Annotated in this window: 14 protein-coding genes; 2 read left to right on the top strand and 12 right to left on the bottom strand. The window is 36.4% G+C overall.

Features of this window, described 5'->3' with window-relative positions; genetic code table 11:
• Positions 1 to 10: 10 nt before the first annotated feature.
• The 7 genes from DET49_RS08755 to DET49_RS08725 form a co-directional block, all read right to left on the bottom strand.
• Positions 11 to 2,497, bottom strand: a complete 2,487-nt coding sequence (locus tag DET49_RS08755) for a PIG-L family deacetylase (RefSeq protein WP_133547724.1) — start codon at positions 2,495 to 2,497, stop codon at positions 11 to 13.
• Positions 2,498 to 2,576: 79 nt separating this feature from the next.
• A complete protein-coding gene (locus DET49_RS08750; protein WP_133547723.1) occupies positions 2,577 to 3,116 on the bottom strand; it encodes a mechanosensitive ion channel domain-containing protein in 540 nt (179 codons plus the stop codon).
• A 152-nt stretch (positions 3,117 to 3,268) separates the two neighbouring features.
• Positions 3,269 to 3,859 carry a Maf-like protein gene (locus tag DET49_RS08745; RefSeq protein WP_133547722.1) on the bottom strand — a complete coding sequence of 197 codons (591 nt, stop codon included), beginning with the start codon at positions 3,857 to 3,859 and terminating at the stop codon, positions 3,269 to 3,271.
• Between the two features lie 53 nt (positions 3,860 to 3,912).
• Positions 3,913 to 4,830 (bottom strand): geranylgeranylglycerol-phosphate geranylgeranyltransferase, encoded by a 918-nt coding sequence (locus DET49_RS08740; protein WP_133547721.1) that lies wholly within the window; start codon positions 4,828 to 4,830, stop codon positions 3,913 to 3,915.
• Positions 4,831 to 4,838: 8 nt separating this feature from the next.
• Positions 4,839 to 5,165, bottom strand: a complete 327-nt coding sequence (locus DET49_RS08735; RefSeq protein ID WP_133547720.1) for a DMT family transporter — start codon at positions 5,163 to 5,165, stop codon at positions 4,839 to 4,841.
• Complete coding sequence (locus tag DET49_RS08730; protein WP_133547719.1) at positions 5,166 to 5,678, bottom strand: KdsC family phosphatase; 513 nt, start codon at positions 5,676 to 5,678, stop codon at positions 5,166 to 5,168.
• A complete protein-coding gene (locus tag DET49_RS08725; RefSeq protein ID WP_133547718.1) occupies positions 5,662 to 6,423 on the bottom strand; it encodes a Rossmann-like and DUF2520 domain-containing protein in 762 nt (253 codons plus the stop codon). Before DET49_RS08725 ends, DET49_RS08730 begins: the two co-directional genes overlap by 17 nt.
• Positions 6,424 to 6,546: 123 nt before the next feature.
• On the opposite strand from DET49_RS08725, the gene ccsA reads away from it, so the two are divergent.
• Positions 6,547 to 9,735: a cytochrome c biogenesis protein CcsA gene (ccsA, locus tag DET49_RS08720; RefSeq protein ID WP_133547717.1), complete on the top strand. Its 3,189-nt coding sequence runs from the start codon at positions 6,547 to 6,549 to the stop codon at positions 9,733 to 9,735.
• Between the two features lie 163 nt (positions 9,736 to 9,898).
• On the opposite strand, the gene fumC is transcribed toward ccsA, so the two are convergent.
• A complete protein-coding gene (gene fumC / locus DET49_RS08715; RefSeq protein ID WP_133547716.1) occupies positions 9,899 to 11,296 on the bottom strand; it encodes a class II fumarate hydratase in 1,398 nt (465 codons plus the stop codon).
• A gap of 181 nt (positions 11,297 to 11,477) precedes the next feature.
• On the opposite strand from fumC, the gene DET49_RS18460 reads away from it, so the two are divergent.
• Complete coding sequence (locus DET49_RS18460; RefSeq protein ID WP_166636561.1) at positions 11,478 to 11,654, top strand: hypothetical protein; 177 nt, start codon at positions 11,478 to 11,480, stop codon at positions 11,652 to 11,654.
• A gap of 92 nt (positions 11,655 to 11,746) precedes the next feature.
• Here the strand turns inward: DET49_RS18460 and DET49_RS08710 are convergent, their stop codons facing one another.
• The 4 genes from DET49_RS08710 to prfB all read right to left on the bottom strand — a co-directional run bounded on the left by DET49_RS08710 (position 11,747) and on the right by prfB (position 16,343).
• Complete coding sequence (locus tag DET49_RS08710; protein WP_133547715.1) at positions 11,747 to 14,311, bottom strand: outer membrane beta-barrel family protein; 2,565 nt, start codon at positions 14,309 to 14,311, stop codon at positions 11,747 to 11,749.
• A 118-nt stretch (positions 14,312 to 14,429) separates the two neighbouring features.
• Positions 14,430 to 14,801, bottom strand: a complete 372-nt coding sequence (locus DET49_RS08705; protein WP_133547714.1) for a hypothetical protein — start codon at positions 14,799 to 14,801, stop codon at positions 14,430 to 14,432.
• 28 nt (positions 14,802 to 14,829) lie between these two features.
• The gene (gene arsC / locus DET49_RS08700) at positions 14,830 to 15,174 is read right to left on the bottom strand and encodes an arsenate reductase (glutaredoxin) (protein ID WP_133547713.1); all 345 of its coding nucleotides are present in this window, start codon (positions 15,172 to 15,174) and stop codon (positions 14,830 to 14,832) included.
• Between the two features lie 70 nt (positions 15,175 to 15,244).
• Positions 15,245 to 16,343 (bottom strand): peptide chain release factor 2 gene (gene prfB, locus DET49_RS08695; protein WP_133547712.1). Its coding sequence is split into 2 segments (ribosomal slippage): positions 15,245 to 16,279 and positions 16,281 to 16,343, totalling 1,098 coding nucleotides; the frame shifts between segments, so codons are not numbered across the junction.
• Positions 16,344 to 16,636: the final 293 nt, after the last annotated feature.

The following is a 16,636-nucleotide window of genomic DNA, read 5'->3' as shown; positions in this document are numbered from 1 at the left end:
AGTTTCTTCATTACTTTCCAATTGAAATCATATTGGCAAATAGCCTGTAAGCACCTGGAACCCCTTCAGGGAACTGTCTAAAAAAACTAAGGCCTGTATAAATAAAATAGCCTTGCCCATATTTTGCTACCAATAAACTACCATTTTTTGGCGTTTCATTTTTATCGTTCATCGACAGGATAGCCGTAAATTCTTCACTCCAGGATTCCGGGAAATAAAGTCCTCGTTCCTGAACCCAGTTATTAAAATCATTGTTAGTGATTGTATTGGGTGAATTTAAAACAGGGTGGGTTTCTGCCAAAAACTCAACTTCTGCCATTTCATCTGTTACTCGGTCACGCGAGAGTTCCAGGGTAAAGGGAGAGATATTTTCAGTTACTAAACCTCGATTTGTATTATACTGCACTATAAGATTGCCGCCATTATGTACATAATCAAAAAGCAACTCGTACTTATATTTTAAGGCTTCCACCGTATTTAAAGCACGAATTCCCATTACTACAGCATCATATTTTTCAAGTGAAGTCTGTGAAATGGAAGAGACATTGAGCTTGTTAACCTTGTATCCAATTTGCTCGAGACTTTCTGAAACCACATCACCGGCGCCATCAATATAGCCGATCAATTTCCCTTTCTTTTCGATCTCCAGGCGGACCGCTTTTAGTTTTGATGGCACTACCAGGTTTTGCTTTGGAATATGTTCGTATTCTATAGTTACGGATTTTTCTGAAAATTCCTTTCCATCAACTGTGGCGGTGGGTATTATAAAAGTTTCATCCTGTTCTTGCGGCGGCTTAACATGAAAAAAAACGGTTGTAGAACTTCCTTTTTGCTGAAGCTGAAATTTATGATTTTCCGGAGTGATTTTCCATCCCTTTCCTGCGCTAAGGCTAAGCAATCCTTGAACATTAGCTTTTCCTGAGGTGATTTTTACCTTAATCGTTTTTGAATCTTCGTTTTCAAATATCATTACATCATCCTCAAAGACGAGCGAAACTTTGGGAATAATCTCAAAAGGCTGATAGGTTTCGCCTAGAACAGGATCATTATATTTATAAACAATGGGTTTTTCAAAATTTATGCTAATATCATCTTCAAATTTCAGAGAGAAAATAGCCTTAGCAAGTTTCGGTGTTTCAGGTAACCCAATTAATTTTTGATCTGCAACTTTATACATACCATTACCAGAATCTTGCTTCAGCCAGTAAGGGGTGGTGTAGGGGATATTTTCAGAAAGTTTTAAATTTGTTTCCAAATGCCAGTCTTGATTTTCAATTAAGCTCACATTGGGCTGAATTTCAACATCGTTCGGATTTAAGCTTACCTCAGTTAATTCAATAGGGTAACTGGAACGATTTATTGCCTCCAGATTTACCTTGAGGCTATCTTTTGGAGTAGCTGAAGGCTGTGAAGACACGGCCTCTAAAAACAGACCCGCGCTGGCATAAATAATGTCTTTGATTTCTTTGGTCTTTAATTCCCGCCAATGCTCATTTGGCAATCCCTGAATCAACTTATAGGCTTCCAGCAGTTTTGGTAAACTTGCGGCAGGGTCTTTAAAATTATAACTTTCTTGGACTTCAGTCAGGATTTTACCAATTTCTCCACCACCATTTAATTTATCCCAGGAAGTATTAATACCTTCAAAAATACCAGTGTGAGTCGAATCGCCTTTTATAGGTTCCAAATATTCCATTTGCCGACCTCGCGAACCGCTACTGCCAAAACCTTGTGATTGATGCTGACTTCGGCTTAATGCGGAAATTTCAGGGTTTGAAAGTCCGAGCAGCGGAAAATAAACTCCAGTATCAAAACCTATAAATTGATCTTTGCTGGCCTCTTTAAATGCTTCTTGGCTGTCATAAAACCAGGGAGAAGTATTAAAAAAGAGTCTGTTGGTTTTATGAGGTTGGGTGAATTTTAATTGCTCCGAAAATTTACTAGGATTTGCAGCTGCTTCGAAAGCTTCCAGGCTTAGGAGAGCAGAAGCGGTATGGTGTCCGTGGGTAGAGCCAGGAGTACGATGATCAAAGCGGTTTATGATTACATCTGGTTTAAAATTTCTTATTATCCATACCACATCACTTAGCACTTGTTCCTTATCCCAAATTTCTAAAGTTTCTTCAGGTGTTTTGGAGTATCCAAAATCATTGGCGCGGGTAAAGAACTGTTCTCCTCCATCAATACGCCTGGCTGCCAACAATTCCTGCGTTCTAATAATTCCTAGTTGTTCTCTTAATTCTGGGCCAATTAGATTTTGACCACCATCCCCTCGGGTTAACGATAAATAAGCTGTTCTGGCATTCTTTTTATTCGAAAAAAAAGAGATCAACCGAGTATTCTCGTCATCGGGATGTGCACCAATGTATAAAACTGATCCTAAAAAATTAAGCTTTTTAATTTCCTGAAATATTTCAGTAGCATTTAATTTTTCGGGTTCCTGTGCTTGTATATTCAACAGGAAAAAACAAAAAAGGAAACTAATTAGTTTGCGCATAAATTTCAGGGCGATTATTGAGAAAACCAAATATAAAAACTTTCCCCGCCTGAAGATAGGATTTTAATTGCTTTAACGCTTAAAGGTTACTTTTATCCTCATCCAGGTAAACATCTTTTGCCACTAGAGAAACTGCTTTTTGTAGAATTAAGTTATTAGGATATGTGATGAGTTCACCATCTAAGGTTCTCAGATGTAAATGAAAAGCCTTAATATCTTCAATAATAGCTTCAATAGGCATATCCTTATCGTGGATCTTTATTTTATCACCAATTTTGTATGGAAAGGAAAAGAAAAGAATTACTCCGGATGTAATATTACTAAGAATAGACCATACCGCAAAAAGCGCTACACCAATTACTGCAAAAACAGAGGAAAAAATAAGGGAGAGCTCAGTTAGTCCCATTCCCCAGGCAATAGCTAAAAGAAAAACCGCAATAATGAGAATGAGAATATTGATGTATTGAAACATCAGTCTGGTTCTGGTAAAGTTTATTTCACTGCGTTTTCCAACCCTGTGAGCTGCTTTCTTCAATAATAACTGAACTATTAACAATAATAAAATCGTTACTATAGTATAGGTGATTTCAGTTCTGTAGTGGAAAAAAACTTCATACATATTGATGCTCTTTTTTTTTGTATAAAGGTACTTTTTAAAAGTAATATTGAACTATAAAATTAAAGTGAATTCAATATTTTTACCCGAAATTTATAATTAATGTGATACTTTATATAAACTAATTCAATGTAAATAAAAACAGTATGTTACACTTATGAATTACATAAATTAATTAGTTCATTGTACACCAGGTGAGTTGGCAATCCCACAACATTAAAATAACTACCTTCTATATTGGTGATCCCAATAAGTCCAATCCATTCCTGAATAGCATAGCCACCGGCTTTATCAAAGGGTTTGAAATTCTCTACGTAATAATTAATCTCTTCGGAGGTAAGTTCTTTAAACGTAACTTTGGTTTCGCAATTTACCGTCGATTGACCTTGGTGTGTAGAAAAACAAACCGAAGTAAAAACACTATGGGTTTTCCCTGATAGCGACTCCAGCATGTCTTTGGCCTGGGCCAGGGTTTCTGGCTTTCCCATCGCAGAATTATCGTTGTACACAATAGTGTCACTTGTTATTAATATCTGATTCGATTGTAATTCGTTTTGAAAGGCTTCAGCTTTTAATTGCGCTAAAAAATCGGTTATTTCCTGTTTTTTAAGGTAAGCAGGGCAGACTTCCTTGACCGGCCTAACATCAGACCTAAAGGGAATATCTAAATCTTTAAATAATTGTTGGCGCCTTGGTGAGCCGGAGGCAAGAATAATTTCTTTATTTTTCAGAAGTTCCTTTAACATAAAAATTTTATTAAACTATTGGATATTAACTTATTTTGCCGTTCGGTTTTGTTCTAATCACGGAATAAAAATTGATAAAGCCCGATGGAAATAAGTCCAAAAAATAGAATGAATTTCAATATAAGGCTTAGGTGGGAATAATGTTTTTTCTTACCAGCTTCCCAAATGCGCACCTGAAAATAGAGCAGGGGTGCAACAATAAATAGAAGCGTATAAATAATCAAAAAAGAATTGGCAAAGAGATATTTATAACTATAATAAGCAATGGCAGCTATGGGTAAAATCCCGATTAGAAAAATAATTTTGTTAGTGCGATTATGACCTAATAGAATAGGCAATGTTTTTAATCCTACGTTATAATCCCCTTTTATATCTTCCTGATCTTTTACCATTTCCCGTAATAAATTTACCAAAAATGCAAAGACTGCATAATCAAGCAAGATGGAAAAAAGTAAAGACTGGATTTGCTTATTCTGAGATGAAATAGCGGGAAATAGTTCAAAAATGGCCGGTAATAAGACTACAAAAGCAACCAATAAACTTATTAAGATATTCCCTAAAACCGGAATTTGCTTCAAATAGCTGGCATACAAATAAAGCAATGCGGAGGAAAAAATAAAAATGGCCACAAAACCCGGTCTGTTAAGTAAATTGGCAAGATAGAAGCCTATAGTAACTCCGATTATATTCAGAACGATGAATAGATTGTTAGCCTTTTTTTCAGAAATTTTATTTCCGATAATCAGATTTTCCGGTTTATTAATTTTATCTGCCTGAACATCATAAATATCATTGATGACATATCCGGAGGCAGCAATACAAAGTGTGGCCAGAATTAGTAGGATGTAGCCAAATGTACTCAGCATCACTGTGGCACCAAATACTTCAAAAAAAGAGAATTTTATCAGGATTAAAGTGAGCGCTATAAAAATGAGGTTTGACCACCTTATAAGCTTCAGGTATGCAATCATATTACGAATTATTCAGAGACAAATTTTAGACCGACAATTGAAATAATAAGCGTACTTAAAAAGAAGATGCGCCAAAAAGTTGCAGGTTCTTTAAAAATAAAAATTCCAAGCAATACCGTTCCTACCGCACCAATTCCTGTCCAAACGGAATAAGCGGTACCTATTGGTAAGGTTTGAGTAGCTTTATAAAGCAAAAGCATACTTATACTCAAAGAAACTAAAAAACCAATAAACCAAAGATTGGAACTGCCCCCGGTGCTCATCTTTGTTTTTCCCAGACAGAAAGCAAATCCGACTTCAAAAAGTCCGGCAAGAATAAGTAATATCCAGTTCATTTAATTTATTTCAATCCATTTTCCCTGGACTTTCATTACCTGCTCAATAACATCTCGAACACAACCTTTCCCGCCTTTTCTATGGGAGACATATTTAGAGATCTCTTTTACTTCGGCCACGGCATCCTGCGGGCAGCAAGGCAAACCAACGAGTTTCATTGGATAATAATCAGGGATATCGTCTCCCATATACAAAACATTTTCAGCCTTAATTTGGTAAATATCAAAGAATTCATCCATTTGTTCTACTTTATCGTTAACTCCCAGATAAATATCGGAAATTCCCAGATCTCTAAGCCTTTTTCTAACCCCTTCATTTTTCCCTCCTGAAATTATACAAACCGTATAACCTGCATTTTTTGCTGCTTTAAGCGAATATCCATCTTTAATATTCATTGTTCGAAGCAAATCTCCAGCAGTACTAACCTGAATGCTCCCATCGGTAAGTACGCCATCAACATCAAACACAAAAGTGTTAATTTGATTTAAGTATTCTTTATAATTTTTTTCCATGTAATTCTTGAATAGATTGGGTTAGTAATCTGTAAATATCCTGATGTTTATTAGATAATAGCGCTAAATGCACTGCAATTGTTTTTTCGTCATTTCTTAATGCTGGACCGGTTTGAGCTTTTTCTGGTTTTAAACTTTCGATCTTGGAAGCCGTTTCTTTAATAAGTGGTTTTAAGATGCTAAAATCGACCTGGTGATCTTCACAAATCTCCGCTCCAATAGCAAATAAGTGATTACTGAAGTTATTCACAAAAACCGCCGCAAGATGTAGCGCTTTACGCTGCTCAGAATTAATTTCTCGAACATCGGTGGTAATATTTAAGCCTAGATTTTTAATTTTTTCTAAATTTTCAGGGGAATTAGCTTCAATACAAACCGGAATCTGCGAAAAATCTACTGCTTTATTTTTTGAAAAGGTTTGCAATGGATAAAATACTCCGTAATCAGTAAGATTATGCAAGGCAGTTAAACCAACCGCCCCAGAGGTATGCAAAACTATACCCTTTACAGGTCTAAATGTTTTAGCAATCTCTGGAATAACATCATCTTTTAAGGCAAGAATATAAAAGTCTGCAGATTTTAACTTGTTGATATTACTTGTGGTGTGGGTAAAACGCTCAAAATATTTCAGGCTTTCTTTCCGGTGATTGTACATCTGAATTACCTTTGTGTTTTGCGCTTCAGAAAAGGCTTTTAACAAATGGAAAGCTACATTTCCAGCACCTAAAATCACCACTTTTTTCATAGGGCTAAATTATTAAAAATAATGAGGCAATAAAATTAACATTACTGTAAGAGATTGTCATTAAATTAAGCTTCGCAAACCGTTAAAAATCCTTAAATTTGCAGCCGTAAAAAGAGTTACTTCATGCAGAATAAAATAGCCTCTGTCATATTTTCTACACGTATAATGGCAGTCTTATTTGTGGTCTTTTCAGTGGCCATGGCCTTCGGGACCTTTATTGAAAGTTGGTATAGTATTGAGACCGCAAGAGTATTGATTTATAACGCCTGGTGGTTTGAAGCCATAATGGTATTCTTTGTTATAAATTTTGCCGGCAATATCAAACGTTATAATCTTCATAAACGCGAGAAATGGTCTTCGCTTTTAATCCATTTATCCTTTGTTTTGATTTTGGTCGGTGCTTTTATCACCCGTTATATCAGTTATGAAGGTGTAATGCCAATTCGTGAAGGCGAGACTACCAATGTTATGCTTTCTCAACAAACCTATCTCACTACTTTTATCGACGGAGAGATTAATGGGGAGCCCCGTCGAAGGGTATTACAAGAACCGGTTCTTTTTGCTCCTGAAACCGAAAATGATTATGTGCTGAAAACCGATTATAACGGACAGCCAGTTACCATTGAGGCTACCAATTTTATCTATGGAGCTAAAGAGGAATTGGTACCTGCACAGGATGGGGTAAATCACCTGAAAATAGTTGAAGCCGGTGGGGGTGAACGCCATGATCATTATTTAAAACAAGGGGAAGTTCAAAATATTCATAATGTTTTATTTGCCTTGAATGAACCTACCCAGGGTGCTATTAATATAAGGTATAATGAAGAGACTGGTAAATACACCATAAATTCTCCTTTTAAAGGGGATTATATGCGCATGGCAGATCAGGCAAAGGGAGAGTTGCTAAAGGATTCGACTCAAACCTTGATGTTACGCTCCTTATACAATATTGGAAATATGCAATTTGTAATTCCGGATCCTGTGGTGAAAGGGAAATATGAAATAGTGAAAACACCTGAGAAAACAGATGGACAAGTTGATGCCCTGCGTTTAAAAATTTCTTCTAAGGGAGAATCAGAAATAGTAACCTTAATGGGAGGACAGGGAATTTCAAGTAATCCCCAAAAAGTTGAGCTTGCCGGTCTGGAATTCTACCTGAATTATGGCAGTAAAGAGATAGAATTGCCATTTGCTTTAAAACTCAACGATTTTATCGCTAATAAATATCCCGGTACTGAAAATAGTTATTCTTCATTTAAAAGTAAAGTAGAAATTGTGGAAGAGGGGAAAGAAAATGTGCCTTACGAAATTTATATGAACCACGTATTAGACTATAAAGGTTTCAGGTTCTTTCAGGCAAGTTTTATGCCCGATGAAAAAGGAACCATCCTCTCTGTAAATCATGATTTTTGGGGAACCTGGGTTACCTATATCGGATATTTCTTACTCTATTTAGGTCTTATGCTTATTTTATTTGACAAAGGTTCCCGTTTTGGTAATCTAAAGGAAATGCTGGAGAAAGTAAAAGATAAAAAGAAAAAGCTATCTACTGTTCTGGTTTTCTTTATGGCAGCAGGCGCTATGTTCGCCCAAACACCGGAAGAAGATCACACACATAGTGAATCTTCCAAAAGGATAATAGACTCCATTATAAAGAGCAATGCCATTAGTGAAAAGCACGCGGCTAAATTTGGTCGTCTTGTAATTCAGGATGCTGGTGGACGAATGAAACCTGCAAATACTTATTCTTCAGAATTACTCCGCAAATTAAGCAAGTCAGATGAGTATGAAGGTTTAAGCTCAGATCAGGTTTTGGTCTCACTAACACAGAACCCCATGATTTGGTACAATGTGCCTATAATTTATGTTGAAAAGCATAATGATAGTTTACATAAAATTCTGGGGGTAGAGGAGGGAAAACAATACCTTACTTTGAGCAACTTTTTTGATAAGATGGGAAATTATAAACTTTCTCCATTATTAGAAGATGCATACAAGGCGGCGGTGCCAAATCAATTCCAAAAGGATTTTATCAATACGGATAAAAAAGTGAATTTGTTATATCGGGCCCTTCAGGGAAAAATACTTCGAATTTTCCCAATTCCTGGGCACGAAAATAATAAATGGGTTTCTTACCCTGAACTGGAAGAAACACCAGGTGCATTTAAAGGAATGGATTCAGTATATACCAAACAAATTTTACCTTTATATATGAGTTCTCTAGTGGAAGCTAAGGAATCCGGAGATTATACCAAAGCCAATCAATTTCTGGAAAGTATAAAAGGATTTCAGAAAAAATTCGGGGAGGAAGTAATGCCTTCCAAAGAGAGAATTAACGCAGAGATCACCTATAACAAATACGATATTTTCAGGAACCTATTTTGGATGTATATGACCGCTGGTCTTTTAATGTTGGTTTTTGTTATTTCCAGGATTTTTAAGGAAAATAATATTACCAAGTGGTTGGTGAAAATTAGTGGTGGTATAATTATAATTCTATTTGTCCTACATACTCTTGGATTAATTGCCCGATGGTATATCTCAGGCCATGCGCCTTGGAGCGATGCTTACGAGTCGATGATTTATGTTGGCTGGGCTACTATGTTCTTTGGGCTTGCCTTTGGAAGAAAAAGTAGCCTGACTATTGCATCTACGGCATTTGTAACTTCCATGATTTTGATGATCGCCCACTGGAACTGGATGGATCCATCTATTGCCAATTTACAACCAGTTCTAGATTCATATTGGTTGATGATTCACGTTTCTGTTATTGTTGGAAGTTACGGTCCATTTACTTTGGGAATGATTCTAGGTGCGGTAGCATTATTGTTAATGATTTTTACTACAGAAAAGAACAAAAAGAAGATGGGTCTCAATATAAAGGAGATCACCATTATTACCGAAATGGCATTAACGGTTGGACTGGTAATGTTAACCATTGGTAACTTTCTTGGTGGCCAATGGGCCAATGAAAGTTGGGGACGTTATTGGGGTTGGGATCCTAAAGAAACCTGGGCATTAATTAGCATTATGGTTTATGCTTTCGTTATCCATATGCGTTTGGTTCCTGGCCTTAGGAGTAGATGGTTTTTTAACCTAATGGCTATTGTAGCTTTTGCGAGTATTATGATGACCTATTTTGGTGTGAATTTTTATCTTGCAGGTTTACATTCTTATGCAAGTGGAGATAAAGTAATAACACCAACTTTTATCTATTATTCGGTAGCTGCAGTTGCGGTGCTAGGTGCTGTCTCCTATTGGAGATTTCAGAAGTTCTATGCAAAGAAATCCAAGGGGAAAATTGAAAAATAAACCCTAAGAGAAAAAGGGATGTAAAATAAAATTATTAAATGCCAGGGAATTTGGTTTCCCTTGAATTCAAGGGGAACCAAAAACTTAAATCCTGAAAGTAAATTCAGGATGACCATGATAAAATTTTTCTACAGCCCTTTTTTAATTTTTTGAAAATAACAAACTATTTGATATTTCCCACCATATCTTTAGGTTGAACCCACTCATCAAACTGGTCCTCGGTAAGATGGCCTAATTTAACGGCAGCTTCTTTTAGTGTAGTCCCATCCTCGTGTGCTTTATTGGCAATTTCTGCAGCTTTGTAATAACCAATTTTCGTATTCAATGCAGTGACCAGCATCAGAGAATTATTTAAATGTTCCTGAATTCTTGGAGTATTAGGTTCAATTCCCCGGGCACAGTTAATATCGAAAGAAACACAAGCATCTCCAATAAGTTCCGCACTCTGTAATAAATTTGCTGCCATAACAGGTTTAAATACATTTAATTCAAACTGTCCCTGCATCCCGCCAACACTAATTGCAACATCATTACCCATTACCTGGGCACATACCATAGTTAAAGCTTCACATTGCGTTGGATTTACTTTTCCTGGCATAATAGAAGATCCTGGTTCGTTTGCAGGAATATTGATTTCTCCAATACCGCTTCTTGGACCTGAAGAAAGCATTCTAATATCGTTTCCTATTTTATTAAGGGAAACTGCCAGTTGTTTTAAAGCTCCGTGAGTTTCCACAAGAGCATCGTGTGCCGCAAGCGCCTCAAATTTATTTCCTGCAGAAACAAAAGGCAGTTCTGTGAATTTTGCAATGAATTCCGATACTCTTTTAGAGTATCCCTTTGGGGTATTCAATCCGGTTCCCACGGCAGTTCCACCTAATGCCAGTTCCGACAAATGTGGCAGGGTATTTTCCAGTGCTTTAATTCCATGATCTAATTGAGCAACATAACCACTAAATTCCTGACCTAAGGTTAGAGGTGTGGCATCCATAAAATGGGTACGTCCAATTTTGACTACTTCTTTAAATTCTTCTGACTTTTTCTTTAAAGTATCGCGAAGTTGCTTCACCCCGGGAAGGGTAACTTTTGTGATTTTCTTATAAGCCGCGATATGCATTCCAGTTGGAAAGGTATCATTGGAAGATTGTGACTTATTTACATCATCGTTTGCCTGTAATGTTTTCTCCCCATCGCCTAAGGTTTTTCCAGCAAGTTGGTGAGCACGGTTGGCAATAACTTCGTTTACATTCATATTGCTTTGGGTTCCACTCCCTGTTTGCCAAATAACCAGCGGAAACTGATCATCGTGTTTTCCTTCAAGAATTTCGTCGCAAACCTTGGCGATATGGTCTCTTTTATCTACTGGCAAAACCCCAAGCTCACAGTTGGTATAAGCCGCAGCTTTCTTCAGATACGCAAATCCGTAAATAATCTCCAGGGGCATACTTCCGGCAGGTCCAATTTTAAAATTATTTCTGGACCGTTCTGTTTGCGCTCCCCAGAGTTTATTAGCCGGAACTTTTACTTCCCCTATGGTATCTTTTTCTATTCTATATTCCATAATTATAATATTAGTTGTGTCACAAATTTACAAGTTAGCAGCTTTTTTAAAGGTATAATCGCAAAGAATTTAGGTTGTAATTTTTTGATTTTAATCAGAGCATCTTCAATTTCTTAAAATTAAATTGTGATAAGCCGTCAAAGCTTAGTATCTTTGACCAGATCAAAAAAATTTGGAAATTATGTTCGATTTCGATCAGTACCTCGGTTTTCTAGCTTTCCTAGTTATTTTAACTATGGGATTCTGGCTTATGATTTTCTTAATGGCTATTTTACCCTATTGGATAGGCGGTTCGGTTTCCGAATTGCTCAAAGAAAAGAAAGAAGCACGAAAAAAGGCGAAAGAAGAAAAAGCATAAAAAAGGGGACATTTTAAGTCCCTTTTTTTATGCTTTAATTTATTGTATAAGTTAAAAACCGGCTTGTTTAGCCGGTTTTTTCTATTTTTAAATTATCCCTCAAAGCCTGGTTCATCATCACCGTCTTCTTCAGCACGACGTTGTTCTCTTTTCTGCTGGTTGAATCGGTAAATCAATGAAAGTGTTATTTGTCGCTGTCTCCACTGAAATTCACTGTTTTGCTCGTAATTGTCTGTAAGAGTATAGGATTCTCTTTTTCTGGAATTAAGTAAATCTCTTGCGTTAATTGATAGGGTAGCCCTTTCATCTAATATTTCCTTACTCAAGGCAAGATCTATGGATAGTATACCTTCCTGTGTACCCTGCACTTCATCAGAAGGACCCCGGTAGAAAGCATTGGTTTGCCATTCAACATTCCATGGTAAGGTTACCTTGGAGCTAAACCTACCAAAATAGCTGGTGTTTTCCTGACTATAATCAGTCCCGTTGAATTCACCATCCAACTTAAAGCGGAAATAGTTAAAACTACCATTTAGCCTCAACCAATCGGCAGGATTATAAAGAAAACCAAGCTCGGCTCCCATACGATCATTAGTGGCCAGGTTAAAAGGAATACTTCTTATTACGCGCTGTTGCACATATTGTTCAGAAGCTGGATCTTCACCTTCCACATAATCTGGATTGGTTACAGTAATGTTAACATTCTCCTGAATCCTTGAAAAAGCGTCGGTTTCACGTTGGTAATAAACTGAGGATGTAAGGGTGATTTTCTCCCATCTTTTTAAATAGCCTAAATCAAAAGCATTGGAATATGCCGGTTGTAAATTAGGGTTCCCCTGAAAAACGTTATTCCTACTACTTCTGGAGGGAAAAGGATTAATATACCAGCCACGAGGTCTATTTATTCTTCTGTTATACCCAAGGGTAATATTTTCTTCTTCTCCAATTTCATAAATAAGGTTTACAGTAGGGAAGAGACCAAGGTAGTTATTGTCAAATTCAGTATCAATTTCAAAGGAATATATTTCCTGTAGTTCTTCTTCAGTTAATTCTGAATCAATGGTTCCTTTTAATTGGGTATTTTCAAGACGCAAACCTAAAAGAAAACTAAACTGCCCTAACTTAGAACCGTATTGTGTGTAAAGAGCCTGAACGTTTTCGGAATAATCAAAAATGTTTGTCTGATTTACATTAAGTACAAGCTCCTGATTACCATTTTCCTGGTAAAGCTTATAATCCGTCACTTCATTTTCAAAATTTCCGCGATAACCGGCTTCAAACTGTGAATCTTCCCCAAAAGGTTTGACATAATCGGCCTGAATTAAATATTCATTCTGCGTTTCCTCGGTAGTTGTTTGTTCTCTGGGAATAAAAATGTTGTCGCGCGAAGTATTATTGAAAATTACTGGTTCTCTAATAAAACTGGCTCCCATTTCCTGGTCATTTTCGAATTGAAAATCAGCAGTTAGTTCGTGACCTTCATTATCAAATTTGTTGATATAGTTCAATGAAAACTGGTAACTTTCCTCATCTTCTGTTTCTCTCTCATATCTGGTGGTCCCTAATTGAGTACTGTTATTAAGATAATATTCGCTAATATTCGTAGTAAGATCATCATCATTTCCAAACCTATAAAAAATTGCCCCGGTTATAGAAGACATATCGTTTATAAAATATTCCATCCCCACGTTCGTATTAAAACCACGATTTATCCTATCCATATCGCGATCTTCAACATTTCTATTGTAAGGTATATTATCAAGGAAGGTATCCTCCTGGTTTTCAAAATATTTTGTGTCAAAATATGCGTATCCCGGCGATTCTGAATAACGATAACCCGTGGTAGTAAATAAGTTATAATCCTCAGTTCTGTAATTTAGGTTTGCAGTAAGCCCAGCATTGACCGGATAGCCGGTGGTTAAATTAAATGAACCATTAAAACCAAGGGTTTCCTTTTGTCTTAGGATAATATTTATAATACCTGCCGTCCCTTCGGCATCATACCGAGCAGAGGGCGATGTAATTACTTCGACACGCTCAATAGCTTCAGCAGGTAAGCTACTTAAAACATTTGTGTCTCCAAATCCGGCCATTGCAGAAGGTTTGCCATTAATAAGAATTCTAACATTCTCATTTCCTCTTAAGCTTATTCCGCCTTGCAAATCTACAGATACAGAAGGTACGTTATTAAGAGCATCACTTACCGTTCCTCCAGCAGTGGTTAGATCCTTTCCTATATTGTAAATCTTTTTATCCAGTTGGACGCTAACCTGTGTAGTTTCTGCTCTGACTACAACTTCATCCAAATTATCAGAACTAATACCGAGTTCCACGGTTCCAAGGTTTAAATCTGAATTAACTTTCCTATTGGTAAATCGTTTTGATTCGTAGGAAATAAACTCAACAATTATATTATAAGTTCCAGGTTCTACTTCAATATTGAAAACTCCCTTGGCATTGGTAACACCGCCCGTAACATTTTGGGGATTACTCGCATCTACTACAGAGATTGTGGCATACTCCAGGGGAACTTTAAGTTCATTGTCCATTACTTTACCCGATACTTCGTATGGGCCGCCAGAGGATTGTGAATAACTGTTGGAAGTCAATAAGAGAAATAACGCTAGACTAAGCGTATTGAAAATTTTGGTGGTCATAGAAAATTTTTATCCTTTGACCCCAGTTTTAACGGATGGTTTAATGTGAATTCGGTTAAATTGGCGTTAAATGCAGATTTAAATTGTTAAAATGATTTTAGTCTCTGAAGCTCAGTAGTTAAGACTTACGACTAATTTTCTTATTTAAATCAAGATATTTTTGAAATTGCTTCTCAGTCATTATTTTTTGTAGTTTTTTATGTTCAGCTTTTTGTATGTCTTTAAGCTTGAAAATAATTTCATCTTCAGATAATGCCGTGGCGTTTAAGATTTCATTCTTTTTAAGTGTATATTCTATAATTAGATCTTCCAGTTTACTGGTTTCTGCAAAATCCAATTCTAATTCTTTTTTCCAGGTGTAGGCTAATTCACGAGCAATTTCGATAAGCTCTTCCCTGCTTTTTTTATGCAAATAAAAATGGGAATATATAAAGCCCGCCACCAAAAATCCAGCGGCACCAATTATGGCTATTTTATGTTGAGTTTTCATTTTTTATTGGTTTGGTTTACCAGAATATTTACTGTAATAAATCTTCAATTTTAGAGCTAGGGCGACCTACAACTGCAGTATCTTTAACCTCGACAATAGGCCTTTCAATTAATTTTGGGTTTTTTACCATTACAGTAATCAATTCCCTATCATTAAGATCTTTATTTTTGTATTCCTCTTTCCAAATCTTTTCATTGGTACGGATAAGCTGCATGGGATAAAAACCCAGCTTTTCCAGAATTTCCTTTAATTCTCTTTCAGAGAGAGGCTCTTTTAAATATTCTCTAACTTGATATTCCTTACCGGAATTTTTAACCAATTCTAATCCTTCTCTTGATTTTTTGCATCTGGCATTGTGGTAAACAGTAATCATTATTCCTTGATTTTGGCTACTTTAAAATAAACAATAAATTCTAAATTAAAAACATATGGGTGTAAACTTATCAATCTTCCTGCCGTTGTCCCATCATCATTAAAAAAGCTTTCAAAAAAATATCAATATCCCCATTCATCACGGCATCTACATTTCCGGTCTCTTCCGCAGTTCGCACATCCTTTACTAACTTATATGGATGCATCACGTAATTTCTAATTTGGGAACCCCACTCAATTTTCATCTTGGAGTCCTCAATTTCCCGGCGTTGTGCTTGTTGTTTCTGAAGTTCGATTTCATACAACTGGCTTTTTAAAAGTTGCATCGCTTTTGTTTTATTTTCCAACTGGGACCTTGTTTCTGAATTTTCAACAACAATCCCCGTTGGAGCGTGACGAAGCCTAACAGCGGTTTCAACCTTGTTTACGTTTTGCCCTCCAGCTCCAGATGAACGCATAGTTTCCCACGAAATTTCAGAAGGATTTATGTCTATCTCAATAGAATCATCCACTAGGGGATAAACATAGACCGAAGCGAAAGAGGTATGTCTTTTTGCATTACTGTCAAATGGAGAAATTCGTACTAACCTGTGCACACCATTTTCACCTTTTAACCAACCAAAAGCAAATTCACCTTCAATTTCCAGGGTAACGGTTTTAATCCCGGCAACATCTCCAGCCTGGTAGTTTAACTCCTTAATTCTGAAATTTCTTTTTTCTGCCCACATCAGGTACATGCGCATTAACATCTCTGCCCAATCGCAACTTTCTGTTCCACCAGCACCAGCCGTAATTTGCAGAACTGCGCTTAATTTATCACCTTCCTCAGAAAGCATATTCTTAAACTCTAAATCTTCAATTAGATCTAAAGCCTGCTTATTTTTTTCCGCTACATCTTCCTGTGTGGCTTCTCCTTCTTTATAAAATTCAAATAAAACTTCTAAATCTTCCAACAACGTTAGTATTTTTTCATATTCGATCACCCACTGTTTTTCAGCATTGAGATCACGCATGATAAGCTCGGCTTTTTTTGGATCGTCCCAAAAATCCGGAGCGAAGGTTTTTTCTTCCTGATTTGAAATTTCTATTTTTTTGGCATCAATGTCAAAGATACCTCCTTAACGCACCAAGGCGCTCTCTGAGATCTTTGATCTGCTCAGTTGTCATCATATAACTAAATTTTAAGGTAAAAATAGAATTTAAGACTGCGACAGGAAAGTATTTAACGATATTTTTATAGTTTTAGACTTCCTAAAAACCTGTGGTATGAAGTGATTCTAACTTATTTTCCTGGCATTCAGTTTCTCTGTTTTTAAATAGAATTATTTAATTCAGAAAAAGAATTTAAAAAAGTAAATATTACCGGGGAATCAATAGAAAATAGAAGAGGGGAGATCCTATAGTGATATTAAAAAAAAATGAATTTAAAATTGATAAATTTCCGTCTTCACGGAAAATGATAT

Origin of the sequence: Salegentibacter sp. 24, from assembly GCF_004362395.1 — a bacterium.
In the GTDB taxonomy this organism is placed as follows: domain Bacteria; phylum Bacteroidota; class Bacteroidia; order Flavobacteriales; family Flavobacteriaceae; genus Salegentibacter.
This window is presented reverse-complemented; position numbering and strand designations above follow the sequence as displayed.